Source organism: Actinomadura madurae, from assembly GCF_047130825.1.
Classification (GTDB): Bacteria; Actinomycetota; Actinomycetes; order Streptosporangiales; family Streptosporangiaceae; genus Spirillospora; species Spirillospora madurae.
The window spans coordinates 9,742,140-9,758,211 of sequence record NZ_CP083237.1; the positions used below are offsets into that span (position 1 = coordinate 9,742,140).

The 16,072-nt window shown below is 74.3% G+C and carries 15 protein-coding genes; 13 read left to right on the forward strand and 2 right to left on the reverse strand.

Going from position 1 to position 16,072, the window contains the following annotated elements; all coding sequences use genetic code 11:
• Positions 1 to 56: 56 nt before the first annotated feature.
• From K8Z49_RS45665 to metK, 8 genes are all read left to right on the forward strand, one after another.
• Positions 57 to 944: a dihydroorotate oxidase gene (locus K8Z49_RS45665; RefSeq protein WP_024936276.1), complete on the forward strand. Its 888-nt coding sequence runs from the start codon at positions 57 to 59 to the stop codon at positions 942 to 944.
• Positions 941 to 1,921, forward strand: coding sequence for a dihydroorotate dehydrogenase (locus tag K8Z49_RS45670; RefSeq protein ID WP_021600321.1), 981 nt, complete (start codon positions 941 to 943; stop codon positions 1,919 to 1,921). The genes K8Z49_RS45665 and K8Z49_RS45670 overlap by 4 nt, the downstream gene beginning before the upstream one ends.
• A complete protein-coding gene (gene pyrF / locus K8Z49_RS45675; RefSeq protein WP_024936275.1) occupies positions 1,918 to 2,622 on the forward strand; it encodes an orotidine-5'-phosphate decarboxylase in 705 nt (234 codons plus the stop codon). The genes K8Z49_RS45670 and pyrF overlap by 4 nt, the downstream gene beginning before the upstream one ends.
• Positions 2,623 to 3,410: 788 nt before the next feature.
• A complete protein-coding gene (mihF, locus tag K8Z49_RS45680) occupies positions 3,411 to 3,737 on the forward strand; it encodes an integration host factor, actinobacterial type (RefSeq protein WP_021597647.1) in 327 nt (108 codons plus the stop codon).
• A gap of 94 nt (positions 3,738 to 3,831) precedes the next feature.
• The gene (gmk, locus tag K8Z49_RS45685) at positions 3,832 to 4,419 is read left to right on the forward strand and encodes a guanylate kinase (protein WP_052357909.1); all 588 of its coding nucleotides are present in this window, start codon (positions 3,832 to 3,834) and stop codon (positions 4,417 to 4,419) included.
• Between the two features lie 27 nt (positions 4,420 to 4,446).
• Positions 4,447 to 4,701 (forward strand): DNA-directed RNA polymerase subunit omega, encoded by a 255-nt coding sequence (gene rpoZ / locus K8Z49_RS45690; protein WP_021597645.1) that lies wholly within the window; start codon positions 4,447 to 4,449, stop codon positions 4,699 to 4,701.
• A 53-nt stretch (positions 4,702 to 4,754) separates the two neighbouring features.
• Positions 4,755 to 5,978 (forward strand): bifunctional phosphopantothenoylcysteine decarboxylase/phosphopantothenate--cysteine ligase CoaBC, encoded by a 1,224-nt coding sequence (gene coaBC, locus K8Z49_RS45695; RefSeq protein WP_111833071.1) that lies wholly within the window; start codon positions 4,755 to 4,757, stop codon positions 5,976 to 5,978.
• A gap of 140 nt (positions 5,979 to 6,118) precedes the next feature.
• Entirely contained in the window at positions 6,119 to 7,312 is a 1,194-nt protein-coding gene (gene metK / locus K8Z49_RS45700; RefSeq protein ID WP_021597643.1) for a methionine adenosyltransferase, read from the forward strand.
• Positions 7,313 to 7,370: 58 nt separating this feature from the next.
• On the opposite strand, the gene K8Z49_RS45705 is transcribed toward metK, so the two are convergent.
• Both K8Z49_RS45705 and K8Z49_RS45710 read right to left on the reverse strand, forming a co-directional pair.
• A complete protein-coding gene (locus tag K8Z49_RS45705) occupies positions 7,371 to 8,543 on the reverse strand; it encodes an MFS transporter (RefSeq protein WP_412517028.1) in 1,173 nt (390 codons plus the stop codon).
• 11 nt (positions 8,544 to 8,554) lie between these two features.
• Positions 8,555 to 9,061, reverse strand: coding sequence for a hypothetical protein (locus tag K8Z49_RS45710; protein ID WP_412517029.1), 507 nt, complete (start codon positions 9,059 to 9,061; stop codon positions 8,555 to 8,557).
• A 142-nt stretch (positions 9,062 to 9,203) separates the two neighbouring features.
• Here K8Z49_RS45710 and K8Z49_RS45715 point away from each other — a divergent pair, with 142 nt between their 5' ends.
• The 5 genes from K8Z49_RS45715 (at position 9,204) to K8Z49_RS45735 (ending at position 16,072) form a co-directional block, all read left to right on the forward strand.
• Positions 9,204 to 11,273: a primosomal protein N' gene (locus K8Z49_RS45715; protein ID WP_412517030.1), complete on the forward strand. Its 2,070-nt coding sequence runs from the start codon at positions 9,204 to 9,206 to the stop codon at positions 11,271 to 11,273.
• A 16-nt stretch (positions 11,274 to 11,289) separates the two neighbouring features.
• Positions 11,290 to 13,098 (forward strand): hypothetical protein, encoded by a 1,809-nt coding sequence (locus K8Z49_RS45720; protein WP_021597639.1) that lies wholly within the window; start codon positions 11,290 to 11,292, stop codon positions 13,096 to 13,098.
• Between the two features lie 95 nt (positions 13,099 to 13,193).
• Positions 13,194 to 13,739 carry a peptide deformylase gene (gene def, locus K8Z49_RS45725; RefSeq protein WP_021597638.1) on the forward strand — a complete coding sequence of 182 codons (546 nt, stop codon included), beginning with the start codon at positions 13,194 to 13,196 and terminating at the stop codon, positions 13,737 to 13,739.
• The gene (gene fmt, locus K8Z49_RS45730) at positions 13,740 to 14,666 is read left to right on the forward strand and encodes a methionyl-tRNA formyltransferase (protein WP_021597637.1); all 927 of its coding nucleotides are present in this window, start codon (positions 13,740 to 13,742) and stop codon (positions 14,664 to 14,666) included.
• Positions 14,666 to 16,072, forward strand: coding sequence for an RsmB/NOP family class I SAM-dependent RNA methyltransferase (locus tag K8Z49_RS45735; RefSeq protein ID WP_024936274.1), 1,407 nt, complete (start codon positions 14,666 to 14,668; stop codon positions 16,070 to 16,072). The genes fmt and K8Z49_RS45735 overlap by 1 nt, the downstream gene beginning before the upstream one ends.

Below are 16,072 nucleotides of genomic sequence, written 5' to 3' on the forward strand. Positions count from 1 at the left end.
GCGGACGGGCGGCCCCGCCCGCCCGCGCCCGGCGCACGACGAGGAGAGGGAGACGGGTGTCCGACACACCGGTGCAGACGTCGGCGACGGTCCTGACGGTCCGCCAGGTGCAGGACTACCACGCGATCACGCTGGTGGCCCCCGCCATCGCCGAGCGGTTCAGGCCCGGCCAGTTCGTGGCGCTCGCGGTCGGCGGCGAGCACACCTCCCGCCTGGTCCGCCGCTGCCTCGGGGTGCACGAGGTCAAGTCCGACTACGGCGGCACCGTCGAGCTGGTGTTCGCCGGCACCGAGCCCGGCACCCGCTGGCTGGCCGGCCGCCGCTCCCGGGACCAGCTCGACCTCGTCGGGCCGCTCGGCCGCCCGTTCCGGCTGCCCCGCGACCCGGTCAGCTGCCTGCTCGTCGGCGGCGGCCCCGGCGGCGCGGCCGTGTTCGCGCTCGCCGACACGCTGCTGCGGCGCGGCTGCCAGGTGCACTTCGTGCTCGGCGGGCCGTCCGCCAAGCAGGTCTTCGGCTCCCGCATGGCGCAGCGCATCGGCGACAGCTCGACCGTCACCACCGAGGACGGGTCGATGGGGGAGAAGGGCACCGTCCGCGACGTCCTGCCGCGCGTCATCGAGGAGACCGGCACCGACGTCGTCTACGGCTGCGGCCCCACCGCCCTGCTCCGCTCGGTCACGCAGGTCGCCGGCGACCTCGGCCTGCCCTCGCAGGTGTCGGTCGAGGAGTTCCTCCAGGAGACCGGCGCGTGCGGCATCGGCGTGTGCATGACGTGCATGCTGCCCGTCCACGGCGAGGACGGCGTGACCCGCATGGTCCGGGCCTGCGCGGACGGGCCCGTCCTGCGCGGCGACCGCGTCCGCTGGGGCGACCTCGGAACCATCCCGTTCGACGCGCTGGGCGCGCCGCGCGTCCTGAGCGTCACCGAAGGGGGCTCCCAGTGAGCGACCGGGTCAAGACCACCCTCGGACCCCTGGAACTGCCCAACCCCGTCCTGACGGCCTCCGGATGCGGCGGGACGGGACGGGAGCTCGCCCAGTTCTTCGACCTGTCCCGCCTCGGCGCCTTCGTCACCATGTCCGTGATGGCCCAGGCCCGCGCCGGACGCCCCACCCCGCGCGTGACCGAGACGCCCAGCGGCCTCCTCACCGCCATGGGCCTGCCCGGGCCGGGCGTGGAGACCTTCCTGGAACGCGACCTCCCGTGGCTCATGGAGCAGGACGTCCGCACGATCGTGTCCGTCGCGGGCAACAGCGTGGAGGAGTACGGCGACCTCGCGCGCCGCCTCCGCAACGTCCCGGGCGTCGCCGCGATCGAGGTCAACATCGCCTGCCCGAACGTCGAGGACCGCGGGCGCATGTTCGCCTGGCACCCGGCCGCCGCCGCGGCCGTCGTCCGGGCCGTCCGCGACCACGCCCGCCCCGGCGTCCCCGTCTTCGCCAAGCTCGCCCCCGACGTCACCGACATCGTCACGATCGCGCTCGCCTGCGTCGACGCGGGCGCCGACGGCCTCGCCCTGATCAACACCATGGAGGGCATGGCGATCGACCCGCTGACGCTGCGCCCGGCCCTCACCGGCGTGTCGGGCGGTCTGTCCGGGCCCGCGATCCGGCCGATCGCGGTCCGCTGCGTCTACCAGGTGCACGCCGCCCTGCCCGGCACGCCCATCATCGGCATCGGCGGCATCGCCACCGGGCTGGACGCCCTGGAGTTCATCCTCGCCGGAGCGTCCGCCGTCGCCGTCGGCACCGCGGTCTTCCACGACCCCGCGGCCGGACCCCGCGTCCTGCGCGAGCTGGAGGACGCCCTCGCGGCCCGCCGCATCGGACGCCTCGCCGACGCGGTCGGCCTCGCGCACAAGCCCGCCGGGTACGTCCCGCCCCAGGTGCTCCCGCAAGAGCCCGAGAAGGAGAAGCTGTGACCTCCGCCCCCATCGCCGTCGCGCTGGACGCGCCCGACCTGGAGACGGCCGCGCGCTGGGCCACCCTGGTCACACCGCACGTCTCCACCGTCAAGGTCGGCCTGGAGCTGTACCTGCGGTACGGGCCGGACGTCATCGCCAGCGTCCGGGGCGCCAGCCGCGTCCAGGTCTTCCTGGACCTCAAACTGCACGACATCCCCGCCACCGTCCGCGGCGCCGCCCGCGCCGTGGCCCGCCTCAAGCCGTCCTACCTGACCGTGCACGCCGCCGGCGGGCCCGCCATGATCCGCGCGGCGGTGGAGGCCGCCCCCGCCACCAGGATCGCCGCGGTGACCGTCCTGACGTCCCTCGGGGAGGCCGACCTCACCGCGCTCGGCCTGGCGGGGCCCGCCCCGGACGCCGTCCGCCGCCTCGCCGTCCTCGCCGTCGACGCCGGCGCCCAGGCCCTCGTGTGCTCCCCGCAGGAGGCCGCCGCCGTCCGCGCCGAGGTCGGCCCCGGCATCACCCTCATCACCCCCGGTGTGCGCCCCGCGGGCTCCGGCAACCAGGACCAGGCCCGCGTCGCCACCCCCGAGGACGCCCTCGCCGCCGGCGCCGACCTCCTGGTCATCGGCCGCCCCATCACCGGCGCCCCCGACCCCGGCGCCGCCGCGGCGGCCATCGCCGCGGCGCTCCGCAGGACGTCCGCCGGCACCTCCTGAGCCGCCCCCGCGCCCGCGCCGCGGGCGGCCGGGCGCGCGCCTCGGCGCGTCATGCGCGGGGCCAATGGTGCGCCAGGGCGCAGAACTTGTTTGTGCGCGGCTATTTGACAGGGGATCAACTTGGGCGCACGGGATCGCGCTTTGTGAGATTGGCCGTCTGCGAATGCGGAGACCGACTCCACCGCATTGGGATACGCGGCGAACGGCGAACTCGTTCACGCGGAGTGGCGATTCCGGGCCGGGAACGCCGCCGGCGGCCGGCCGGTGGTTCCGCGTCCATGACGGTGCCCTGGCGGCGGGCGGGGGAGCTGGTGCGGTGGCGCTGTCCTCCGGGACGGAACGGGCGATCTTGGCGGTGGTGCTGTCGAGGATGACAGTAACGGTCCCGCGGCGACGTGCGGAACGGCGTGGCGTGATGAGCGTCACTCGGTCGGGATCGTTTGTGGGGGGCCTCCCGGCGGCGGCCGGCAGCGCTCCGGCGGGGTGCCGGGAGGGCGGCGGGACGGCCCGGGAGAGCCGCGGAACCGGAGCGGCGAGCCGGTGCCAAGTGCCGCATATGGGGTCGGAAAGGGGGGATTTTCACGATCATGCGAAAGTCCCAGCAAGGCAGGGGGATGGGCCGCCGGAGGCCCCGAGTTGGGTACACTCTGTATTCAGGACACTCCAAGGAGTGATTTTCGTGAATTTATGGCGGGCTAAACGGCACTTCACGTTGCCTAATGGGCGGTGAACTCGCTAGTTTCCCAACCCGTCCGACTCCGTCGAGTGGAAACCTGAGGTGACCCGGCGTGGCTCTTCCGCCCCTAACCCCCGAACAGCGCGCCGCAGCCCTGGAGAAGGCTGCCAAGGCTCGCAAGGAGCGGGCCGAGGTTAAGAACAAGCTGAAGCACGGGGGAACCTCGCTCGCCGAGGTTCTCAAAGAGGGTCAGTCCGACGACGTCATCGGAAAGATGAAGGTGTCGGCCCTCCTGGAGTCCCTGCCCGGTGTGGGCAAGGTCCGTGCGAAGCAGATCATGGAGCGTCTGGGCATCGCCGAGTCCCGCCGTGTGCGGGGCCTCGGCGCCAACCAGCGCGCCTCCCTGGAGCGTGAGTTCGGCGGAAGTGCGAACCGCTGACGCGCGACTCACGGGCGGGCGCGGCGGTCAGGCCGCCGCGGCCGGCTCGGGGCGACCCGAGCCCGGCACCATCCCGCCCGGCTCCGGCGCACCCATCGCTGCGCCGGAAGGCTCCAAACCGCATGGCCCGCTCGCGCGGCGTCTGACGGTCCTGTCCGGACCGTCGGGCGTCGGCAAGAGCACGGTCGTCGCCGAGATCCGGCGATCACACCCCCGGGTGTGGCTGTCGGTCTCGGTGACCACCCGGGCCCCCCGCCCGGGTGAGACCGATGGTGTGCAGTACTTCTTCGTCGACGACGCCGGTTTCGACCGGCTCGTCGCCGAAGGGGAGCTCCTCGAATGGGCCGAGTTCGCCGGGAACCGCTACGGCACCCCCCGCCGGCCCGTCGAGGAACGCCTCGCCCAGGGCGAGCCGGTGCTCCTGGAGATCGACCTCCAGGGCGCCCGGCAGGTCCGCCGGACCATGCCCGACGCGCTGCTGGTGTTCCTCGCTCCCCCCAGCTGGGAGGAGCTCGTCCGCCGCCTCACCGGCCGCGGCACCGAGCCCCCCGAGGTCATCGAGCGCCGGCTGGACGCCGCCCGCGTCGAGCTCGCCGCCGAGAAGGAGTTCGACATCACGCTCGTGAACACGTCCGTCCAAGGCGTGTGCGACGAGCTGCTAGCCTTGATGGCTGACCAGTAGCCGTTAGACCTAGTGGAAGGCCACCGAGTGGCAGCCAGCAATGAGGGCATCACCAACCCCTCGATCGACGAGCTCCTGGAGGTCGTCGACACCAAGTACGGCCTCGTGAGCATCGCGGCCAAGCGCGCGCGGCAGATCAACGCCTACTACGCCCAGCTGGGCGAGGGCCTGCTGGAGTACGTCGGCCCGCTCGTCGAGACCCAGGTGCAGGAGAAGCCGCTGTCGATCGCGCTCCGCGAGACGCGCGAAGGCCTCCTGAACGCCGAGCCCATCGAGGGCTGAGGCTCCCGGACCCCGGCGCCCGGGCGCCCGGGGCCTGATGGCATCGTGGCACCATGACCTCCCCCAAGCCGCGCGTCGTCCTCGGCGTCAGCGCCGGAATCGCCGCGTACAAGGCGTGCGAGCTGCTCCGCCGGCTCACCGAGTCGGGGCACGACGTCACCGTCGTCCCGACCGAGGACGCGCTCCGCTTCGTCGGCGAGCCCACCTGGGCGGCCCTGTCGGGCAAGCCCGTCTCGCCGCGGGTGTGGGACGGCGTCGCCGGCGTCCCGCACGTCCGGCTCGGCCAGGAGGCCGACCTGGTGTTCGTCGCGCCCGCCACCGCCGACCTGCTCGCCAAGGCGGCGCACGGGCTGGCCGACGACCTGCTCACCAACACCCTGCTCACCGCCCGCTGCCCGGTCGTGTTCGCGCCCGCGATGCACACCGAGATGTGGCAGCACCCTGCGACCCGGGCGAACGTGGCGACGCTGCGGGACCGCGGCGCCGTCGTCGTCGAGCCGGCGTCCGGGCGCCTCACCGGCGCCGACACCGGGCCGGGGCGGCTGCCCGACCCGGCGGAGCTGTTCGAGGTCGCGCGGCACGTCCTGGCGCGCGGCGCGGACGGGCGCGACCTCGCCGGCCGGCATGTGGTCGTCTCGGCCGGCGGCACCCGGGAGGCCATCGACCCGGTCCGGTTCATCGGCAACCGCTCGTCCGGGATGCAGGGCTACGCCCTCGCCCGCACGGCCGTGGCCCGCGGCGCCCGGGTGACCCTCGTCGCCGCGAACGTCGCCCTGCCCGACCCGGCCGGGGCCGAGATCGTCGCCGTCGGGTCGGCCGAGGAGATGCACAAGGCCGTGGTGGCCGCCGCCGCGTCCGCCGACGCGGTCGTGATGGCCGCCGCCGTCGCCGACTTCCGCCCGGAGGGCTACCACCGGTCGAAGATCAAGAAGGCGGAGGGCGCGGAGCCGGAGCCGATCCGGCTCGCCAAGAACCCCGACATCCTGGCCGGGCTGGGGGCCGACCGCCGTCCCGGCCAGGTGATCGTCGGTTTCGCGGCCGAGACCGACGACGTGCTGGAGAACGGCCGCGCCAAGCTCGCCCGCAAGGGCAGCGACCTCCTCGTCGTCAACCAGGTCGGCGAGGACCTCGCCTTCGGGCGCCCCGACAACGCCGCGGTGATCCTCGGCGCGGACGGCTCGCTCACCGAGGTGCCGCGCGGCGCCAAGGAGGCGCTCGCCGAGGTCGTCTGGGATCTCGTCGCCGCGCGCCTGAAACCCGTGGCCACGCGGGCGTGACGGCGGCGGGCGGCGATCCCGCTAGACTTGCGCCCTATCATCCGTGGGGAACCGCGGCGGGGGGCGGCGCTCCCCCGCCGGACTCGACAAAAATCCGTCCTGCGACGTCAGTCAGCAGCCGCTGCAAGGAGTTCACGTACGTGTCTCGCCGCCTGTTCACCTCCGAGTCCGTGACCGAAGGGCACCCGGACAAGATCGCGGACCAGATCAGCGACGCGATCCTCGACTCGATGATCAAGGACGACCCGAAGAGCCGGGTCGCCGTCGAGACGATGATCACGACGGGTCAGGTGCATGTGGCCGGTGAGGTCACCACCGAGACCTATGTGGACATCCCGGGCGTGATCCGGGAGAAGATCCTGGAGATCGGCTACGACTCGTCCAAGAAGGGCTTCGACGGCCACTCCTGCGGCGTGTCGGTGTCGATCGGCGCCCAGTCGCCCGACATCGCGCAGGGCGTCGACGACGCCTACGAGACCCGCGAGGGCGAGGGCGTCGACGACCTGGACCGGCAGGGCGCCGGCGACCAGGGCCTGATGTTCGGCTACGCCACCAACGAGACGCCCGAGCTGATGCCGCTGCCGATCACGCTGGCGCACCGGCTCGCGCAACGGCTCTCGGCGGTCCGCAAGAGCGGCGACGTCCCGTACCTGCGCCCGGACGGCAAGACGCAGGTCACCATCGAGTACGACGGCGACCGCGGGGTCCGCCTCGACACCGTCGTGGTGTCCAGCCAGCACGCTCCCGACATCGACCTGAAGGAGCTGCTCGCCCCGGACGTGAAGGAGCACGTGGTCGACCCCGTGCTCGCCCAGTTCGACCTCGACACGGGCGGCTACCGGCTGCTGGTGAACCCGACCGGGCGCTTCGAGATCGGCGGCCCGATGGGCGACGCCGGCCTCACCGGCCGCAAGATCATCGTGGACACCTACGGCGGCATGGCCCGGCACGGCGGCGGCGCGTTCTCCGGCAAGGACCCGTCCAAGGTCGACCGGTCCGCCGCGTACGCGATGCGCTGGGTCGCCAAGAACATCGTCGCCGCGCAGCTCGCCGACCGCGCCGAGGTGCAGGTCGCCTACGCGATCGGCAAGGCCCACCCGGTCGGTGTGTTCGTGGAGACCTTCGGCACCGAGAAGGTCGCCCCCGAGAAGATCGAGAAGGCCGTCGACGAGGTGTTCGACCTGCGGCCCGCCGCGATCGTCCGCGACCTGGACCTGCTCCGCCCGATCTACCAGAAGACCGCCGCGTACGGCCACTTCGGCCGCGAGGAGCCCGACTTCTCCTGGGAGTCGGCCGACCGCGCCAAGGACCTGGCCTCCGCCGCCGGCCTGTAACCCGCCTCGTCGAAGGGCCCCGGGGGACGTCCCCCGGGGCCCTTCGACGTGCGGGACGTCAGGAGCCGCAGTGGTTGCCGCGGTGCAGGGCGTAGCTGGCGGCGATGGTGTAGCGGCCGGGGGCGCTGGCGGTCATCCTGACGAAGTCGCCCGCGCGCGCCAGGCACGCGTCCCCGCCGGTGACCCTGAGCCAGGGGGACCAGGAGATCCGCAGCAGGGCCGACCCGCCGGAGGGCATGTCGACGACGAGCTCGCCGGCGTCGAGGTGGCGCACCGAGGCGGGCCGGTCGACCAGCGGGGTGGGCCGCACCACGCGGAACAGGCGCCAGTGCTCGTCCCGCCAGATCTCGCTCAGGTACGGCTGGCCGCCTTCGACGATGGCGGCCTCGTCCTGCGCCGACCAGTCGACCTCCTGCTCGGGCAGGACGACGTACTGGACCGCCCACTCGTGCAACCAGTCGCGGTACGAGGCGGGCGTCAGCGCGCCGTCCTCGTAGAACAGCTCGTGGCGCTCGGCGTCGACCTGGCGGTTCCAGCCGCGCGCGAGGATGAAGTGGCGGCTGAGGCCGGCCGACTCCCAGTGGGAGCGCAGCGGCACGACCTCGATGCGCGACCGCTCGGCGTCCAGGCCGTCCAGCGCGGCGATGAGGCCGCGGGCGTGGGCGGCGGCCGAGTCGGCGGGCTCGGTGTGGATGAGGTCGTCGACGGGCTTCACGACCTGCCAGGACGCCGTGACGATGAAGGCCACCGACAGGACCGCGATCCGGACCCGCCCGTGCGCGCGGGCGACCGCCGACAGCAGGAACATCCCGCCGAACAGCAGCGAGAGGCGCTCGACGTTGCTGCCGACGGGGGAGGGGATCAGCCAGGTCAGGAGGATCCCGATGAGGTAGACGCCGGCCCCGATCCGGACGAACGCCCAGTTCTTGGGCGCGCACGTCAGGATCGCGATGACCCCGGTGACGGCGGGCAGCACGATCGCCGTGAGGGAGATGGGCTGGACGCCGCTGAACGGGAACAGCAGGCTCGTCGTCCCCACCACGACGGGGAGGCCGACGGCGACGCAGACGCCGGCGCGGCGGCGGCCGGTCAGGAACAGGGCGGCGGCCAGCACGAGCAGGAACAGGCCGGCGACGGGGCTCGCGAGCGACGCCAGCACGCTCAGGCAGACCATCCCGGCCGCGCGCAGGGCGGGGGTGCCGCGCGGCGTGAACGCCGCGATGGTCGCCATGAGCGCGAACATCAGCCCCAGGCCGAACGTGACGCGGCCGGAGGCGGCGTTGCACGACAGCGCGAACGCGGCCCAGAGGACAGCGCGAACGCGGCCCAGAGGGACGCGGGCAGGGCGACGGGGGCCCGGAACTGCTTGAGCAGCGCGGCGGTCAGCCCGGCGGAGACCGTGCCGGTCACGACCGCGACCGTGCGGATGCCGAACAGCGCCATCAAATGCGGCGACATCACGCTGTAGGAGGCGGGGTGCATCCCGCCGTACCAGGCGAAGCTGTACGCCGCGTCGGGGTGCTTCCAGACGAAGTCGGTCCACGCGGCCTGCGCGGCCAGGTCGCCTCCCTCGGTCGCGAGGAAGAGCGCCCACACCAGGTGGAGCACGCCCGCGGCCAGCGTGGCGGCCACGACGGGGTGGCGTGCCCGCTTCTTCCAGTTGGAGGCCGCGGAGGTCGTGGTGGAACGGCGGGACGCCCCGTACTCGACCGGGGCGTCCGTCCGCTCTGGGGTTTGAGCTGTGGTCACTTCGCCTGCATGGGCTCGACGGACGGCGAGGGGCGCGGGAGACATCGGGCAATGGGCCGGCGGGAACGGTGCGCGCCCCGTTCAGACGGACCAACCCTAGCGCGCGGGACCGCCTGTCGGATCGATCTGGTAGGACGGGGGCGTGACCAAGGACGGCGGGGGAACGGACCTGATCCCGGGGCTGGACGCCCTTCCGCGGACATCCGCCGACAAGCCGAAGAAGCCCGGTAAGTCCGCCAAGTCCGGCAAGAAGGGGGCGCGCCGTCCGGCCGGGGAGCGGCCCGTCGCGCGGATCGCGGTCGACATGTCGCTCCCGCATCTGGACCGCCCGTTCGACTACCTGGTGCCCGCCGAGCTGGACGCCAAGGCCGTCCCCGGCTGCCGGGTGCGGGTGCGTTTCGCCGGCCAGCTGGTCGACGGGTTCGTGCTGGAGCGGGTCGCCGAGAGCGATCACGACGGCAAGCTGCTGTTCCTGGAGCGGGTCACCTCGCCCGAACCCGTCCTCACGCCGGAGATCGCCGCGCTTGTGCGGGAGGTGGCCGTTCGGTACGCGGGCACGTTCGCGGACGTCCTGCGGCTGGCCGTCCCGCCCCGGCACGCGCGCGTGGAGGCCGAGCCGGTGGCGGAGGGCGAGCCGGCCCCGCCCGAGCCGGCCGGCGCCGGCCCCTGGCTGGATTACCCGGCCGGAGAGTCGTTCCTCAGCGCGCTGGCCGCTGGGAAGGCGCCGCGAGCCGTGTGGACGGCACTGCCGGGGCCCGGCTGGACGGCCGCCATAGCGCGGGCCGTCGCCGCCGCGCTCACCGCTGGGCGCGGTGCGCTCGTCGTGGTCGCAGACGGCCGCGACGCGGCGCGGGTCGACGCGGCGCTGAAGGCGGAGCTGGGGGAGGGGCTGCACGTCGCCCTGACGGCGGAGCTGGGGCCCGCGGAGCGCTACCGCAGATGGCTGGCCGCGCTGCGCGGCAAGGCGCGGGCGGTCGTCGGCACCCGCGCCGCCATGTTCGCGCCCGTCGCGGATCTCGGCCTGGTCGTGCTCTGGGACGACGGCGACGACGTGCACGCCGAGCCGCACGCGCCCTACCCGCATCCCCGCGACGTGCTGGCCCTGCGCGCGCACAGGACGGGCGCCGGAGCGCTGATCGGCGGGTTCACCAGGACCACCGACGCCACACAGCTGGTGGAGACCGGCTGGGCGCACACGCTCGCCGCCGACCGGGGACGTGTCCGGGCGGTGATGCCGCGCGTCCGGTACGTGGGGGAGGACGCGCAGCTCGCCCGCGACGCCGCCGCCCGCACGGCTCGCCTGCCCAACGTCGCGTTCGAGGCCGCGAGGCAGGCTCTGGAGCACGGTCCCGTCCTCGTGCAGGTCCCCAGGCGCGGATACGTGCCGGGCATCGCGTGCGGGCGGTGCCGCACGCCGGCCCAGTGCCGGGCGTGCCAGGGGCCGCTGGCGCTGGCCTCGTCCCACGCCGCCCCGTACTGCCGCTGGTGCGGCCATATCGCGGGAGACTGGCACTGCCCCGAGTGCGGCTTCTTCCAGGTGCGCGCGGTCGTGGTGGGCGCCAAACGCACGGCGGAGGAGCTGGGCAGGGCGTTCCCCGGCGTGGCGGTACGCACGTCCGGGCGGGACGCCGTCCTCGACCAGATCGGCCCGGAACGGGCCCTCGTGGTGTCCACCCCGGGAGCCGAACCGCGCGCGGACGGCGGCTACACGGCCGCGCTCCTGCTGGACGGCTGGGTGCTGCTCGGGCGGCCGGATCTGCGCGCGGGCGAGGAGACGCTCCGGCGCTGGATGAACGCGGCGTCGCTCGTCCGGCCGCAGGGGCCCGTGATCGTGGCCGCCGAGGGGGCGCTGCCCGCCGTCCAGGCGCTCGTCCGGTGGGACCCGGTCACGTACGCGGAGCGGGAGCTGGCCGAGCGCAAGGAGGCGGGGTTCCCGCCCGCCACGCGCATGGCGTCGCTCACCGCGTCGCCCGCCGCCATACGGGAGCTCCTGGCGGACGCCCGGTTGCCGGACGGCGCGGAGGTCCTCGGGCCCGTGCCCGTCCCGCAGGCGGGCGCCGACGTCCAGGAAAAGGAGCGTGCCCTGATACGCGTGCCCCGGGCCGCGGGGCTCGAACTGGCGCGCGCGCTGAAGGAGGCCCAGGGGGTGCGCAGCGCGCGCAAGGCGACGGAGACAGTGCGGGTCCAGATCGACCCCCTGGAGCTGATCTGACCAATAGGGTTCTCGGGTGGCCGACAACTGGGTGGAGACGACCGCCGGCGACCTGCGGCGGTGGGCGGACGAACGCGGCGAGACACTGGACGACCAGGGCGTGCGCATCCTGCTCGACCTGGCGCGCGAGGAGCTGGAGCTCCCGGGGCCGGCCGCGCTGACCCCGGCCGGCGTCCGCGAGCTGCTGCTGGAGGCGTTCCCCGAGTCGGTGGTCGCCGGGCGCGAGGACGTCCCCACCGTCCTCGACGCGCTCCGCCGGATCGTCGCCTTCCTGCGCGACACCGGCGCCGTCCCGGAGGCGGACGCCGGCGCGCTGGAGGCCGAGATCGACCGGACCGCGCCGGAGTTCACCGAGGTCGTCGCCGCGGTCGACAGCGACGAGCGGCAGGCGGCGGCCGAGGTCATCGCCGGGCTGATGCAGGCCGACGGGGTCTCCCTGGACGACCAGGAGGCCGTCGACGCGTGGGTCCGCGACTTCGAGGAGCGGCCCGAGGAGGAGCGCTACGCCCGCACCGAGGAGTATCTGAGGCAGGCCGGAGAGCTGGTCGTGCCGCCCGCCAGGCTGGCGCCGGAGGCCGAGCTGGCGGACGCGGCGCGCCGCTCGCGCCTGACCGCGGCCGTCCTGGCCCTCGCGGGCTGGACGGGCGAGCGGGCCCTCACCGAACACGAGACGCTCACCCGGGACGACGCCGCTGCCGCCCGCGCCGCCCTCGGGCTGGAGACGCCGCGGAGCCATGGCCAGATGGAGGACGAGGGCGAGCTGGAAAGGCTGTGGTGGGCCGCCATTGAGGCGAACGTCATCACGGCGGAGCAGGGCACCGCCCGCCCAGGGCCCGCCCTGGCGAAGCTGGAGTCCGGCGACGACGCGGAGCTGCTCGCCGCCTGGCTGCCGCTGTTCGACGCCCTCGTGGTGCCGGGGCACGACTACGCGGACGGCCTGGACGCGGTCGAACTCGTCCAGAACGAGATGACCGGCGTCCTCATCCACCTGTACGAGCAGGAGGAGCCCACCGGGCCCGAGGGGCTGGTCGAGGCTCTCCTCGGCCATGTCGAGGAGGCCTACGACCTCACCGACGCCGACGCCATGTTCGCGCTCGTGTCGGACGCGTTCCATCTGGAGCTCTCGGCCCTTGAGGGCTGGGGGATCGTCGAGCCGTCCGGCAAGGGCCTGGCGCTGACTCCCCTCGGCGTGTGGGCGGTCAGGGAACTGCTCGTCGCGGACGGCTTCACCGCCCCGGTCATCGGGGAGCTGGCCGGAGCGCGCGCGTCCGAGCTGATCGAGGGCCTGACCTGGTACCGGCCGGAGGCCGCCGACGAGGAGATCGACGGCTGGCTGGCCGCCCACGACCCCAAGGACGCCGCCGCCGACCTGCTGGACGTCATGCGGACCGGCGGCCCGGGCGCCCGCAACCTCGCCGCCGCGGTCCTGCACCGGATCGGGCCGGAGGCGGCCGGGGTCGTCCGCGCCGCGCGGGAGCATCCGCTCGTGTCGCCCTACGCCGCGATGTGGCTCAACGCCGCGGGCGACCCGGCGGGGCGGGAGCTGGCCCGCGAGGAGTACCTCTGGGTGTTCGTCGACACGGTCGCCGGGATGCTGGAGACCGCCGAACCGGAGGAGGCGGTCGAGGCCGCCCTGATCGACGCGCCGCCGGAGGCGGAGATGAGGGTCATGGTCGACGAGCTGTGGCGCACCCAGCATCCCGGCGCGGCCGACGTGCTGGAGGCCCTGGGCGCCCACCATCCGGACAAGGCCACCGCCAAGGCCGCCCGCACCGCCGCCTACAAGGCCCGCTCGGCGGGCCAGGGAGCGCACCGCGGCGTGTGATCGGCGTGAAAACCAAGGGGTGCGGCTCCGTAGACTGGAGGCCGCATCCCACTTCGCTCGCCAGCCGCAGAACCTCGCAGGAAACGGAGTCCCCGTTGGCCGTCAAGCCCATCCGCCTCTTCGGCGATCCCGTGCTGCGCACGCCCGCGGAGCCGGTGAAGGACTTCGACAAGGAGCTGCGCCAGCTCGTCAAGGACCTCACCGACACGATGATCGACGCGCCGGGCGCCGGCCTGGCCGCGCCCCAGCTCGGCGTGGGCCTGCGCGTGTTCACCTACTACGTCGACGACCGCCTGGGGCACGTGGTCAACCCGACGCTGGACCTGTCGGACGAGCAGGAGACCGACGACGAGGGCTGCCTGTCGCTGCCCGGCCTCGCGTTCCCGACGCCCCGCTCCGTCGGCGTGGTCGCGAAGGGCTTCAACATGCACGGGGAGCCGATCACGCTGGAGGGCACGCACCTGCTGGCCCGGTGCGTGCAGCACGAGACCGACCACCTGGACGGGATCATCTTCATCGACCGGATGGACCCGGAGCAGCGCAAGGCCGCGATGAAGGCGATCCGCGAAGCCGAGTGGTTCGGCGAGCCGGCGCCCGTCGTCAAGGAGTCGCCGCACCGCACCCTGGGGAAGGCGATCTAGGTGCGGCTGGTGTTCGCCGGAACCCCCGAGACCGCGCTCCCGGCCCTGACCGCGCTCCTGGGGTCCTCGCACGAGGTCGCGGCGGTGGTGACCCGCCCGGACGGCCGTTCGGGCCGTGGGCGGCGGCTGAGCCCCGGCCCGGTGGCCTCGCTCGCCGCCGAGGCGGGCGTGGAGGTGCTGAAGCCGGAGAAGGCCCGCGATCCGGAGTTCCTGGACCGGCTCCGCGAGATCGCGCCCGACTGCTGCCCCGTGGTCGCCTACGGCGCACTGCTGCCCCGCGAGGCCCTGGAGATCCCCCGGCACGGCTGGGTGAACCTGCACTTCTCGCTGCTGCCCGCCTGGCGCGGGGCGGCGCCCGTCCAGCGCGCGATCCTGCACGGCGACGACGTGACGGGCGCGGCCACCTTCCAGATCGAGGAGGGGCTGGACACGGGACCGGTCTACGGCGTCCTCACCGAGCCGATCCGGCCGACCGACACCTCCGGCGACCTCCTGGGGCGGCTCGCCGTCGCCGGCGCGAGCCTCCTGCTCGACACCCTGAACGGCATCGAGGCCGGTGTCCTGGAGCCCCGGCCGCAGCCGACCGAGGGCGTGTCCCACGCGGCCAAGCTGACGCCGGAGGACGGCCGCGTCGACTGGAAGAGCCCCGCCCTGCACATCGACCGCCTCGTCCGCGCCTGCACGCCCGCGCCCGGCGCCTGGACGACCTTCCGCGAGACGCGGGTCAAGCTGGGGCCCGTCCGTCCGGTGCCGGGCGCCGCCGAGCTGTCCCCCGGGGAGATCCGGGCGGGCAAGAACGAGGCGCTGGTGGGGACGGCGACGCATCCCGTCGCCCTCGGCGAGGTGCAGCCGCAGGGCAAGCGCCGCATGGCCGCCACCGACTGGATCCGCGGCGTCGACCTCACCGGTAAGGACGCTCTGCACTGATGCCTCCCGCCCGCAACCGCCGCCGCACGCAGAACCGCCGACCGGGCGGTCCCCGCAAGACGGGCCGCCCGCAGGACCTCGTCCGCCGCACGGCGTTCGACGTGATCCGGGCGGTCGAGACCCGGGACGCGTACGCCAACCTCCTGCTGCCGAGCCGGCTGCGCGACCGGGGCCTGACCGGACGCGACGCCGCCCTCGCCACCGAGCTGACCTACGGCACCCTTCGCGGCCGGGGAACCTACGACGCGGTGCTCTCGCTGTGCAGCGACCGCGAGCTGCGCCGCATCGACGCGCCGCTCCTGGACGTCCTGCGCCTCGGCGCCCACCAGATCCTCGCCACGCGCATCCCGCCGCACGCCGCCGTCGGCACGACCGTGGAGCTGGCCCGGACCGTCTCCGGTCCGGGCCAGGCCAAGTTCGCCAACGCGGTGCTGCGCAAGGTCGCGACGCGAGACCTGGACGCCTGGCTGCGGATCGTCGCACCCGCGGACGCCGACACCACGACCCGCCTCTCGGTCGCGCACAGCCATCCCAAGTGGATCGTCTCCGCCCTGCGGGACGCCGTCGGGCCGGACGAGATCGACGACCTTCTCGCCGCGGACAACGCCCGCCCCCGGGTGACCCTGGTGGCGCGTCCGGGCCGGGCCGCACCACAGGAGCTGTACGACGGAGGCGCGGAGCCCGCTCCCTACTCGCCTTACGCCGCGGTTCTGGCCGAGGGCGATCCCGCGGGCATCGAGGCGGTCCGCGATGGGCGCGCCGCCGTCCAGGACGAGGCGAGCCAGATGGTCACCCTCGCCCTGGCCGAGGTCTCCCTGGACGGCCCGGACGCGCGCTGGGCCGACCTCTGCGCGGGCCCCGGCGGCAAGGCCGGGCTCCTCTCGGCCCTGGCGACGCAGCGGGACGCCCGGCTCCTCGCGGCCGACCTCCAGCCGCATCGCGCCGGCCTCGTCCGGCGGGCGGTCGACGACCGCGCGGCCGTGGTCGCCGCCGACGGCACCGCCCCGGCCTGGCGTCCGGGCGCGTTCGACCGGGTCATGGTGGACGCCCCCTGCACCGGTCTCGGCGCGCTGCGCCGGCGTCCCGAAGCGCGCTGGCGCCGCGGGCCCGAGTCGGTCGCCGAACTGGGCCCGTTGCAGAGGGAACTGCTCGCGACGGCGCTGGAGTCCGTGCGGCCCGGCGGCGTGGTCGCCTACGTCACCTGCTCGCCCCACCTGGCCGAGACCCGGGTGGTGGTGGACGACGTCCTGCGCGGGCGCGGCGACGTCGAACGGCTCGACGCCCCGGCGGCCCTGACGGCGATCGCGCCGCGGCTCACCGACGTGGGGGACGGCCCGTACGCGCAGTTCTGGCCGCACCGGCACGGCACCGACGCGATGTTCCTGGCCCTTCTACGCCGCACCTAG

What these genes read in the sequence shown, in the direction of transcription:
- coaBC (WP_111833071.1), top strand. Translation starts at nt 4,755, where the DNA reads ATGACCTCCCCCAAGCCGCGCGTCGTCCTCGGCGTCAGCGCCGGAATC.
- K8Z49_RS45705 (WP_412517028.1), bottom strand. Translation starts at nt 8,543, where the DNA reads ATGGCGACCATCGCGGCGTTCACGCCGCGCGGCACCCCCGCCCTGCGC.
- K8Z49_RS45735 (WP_024936274.1), top strand. Translation starts at nt 14,666, where the DNA reads ATGCCTCCCGCCCGCAACCGCCGCCGCACGCAGAACCGCCGACCGGGC.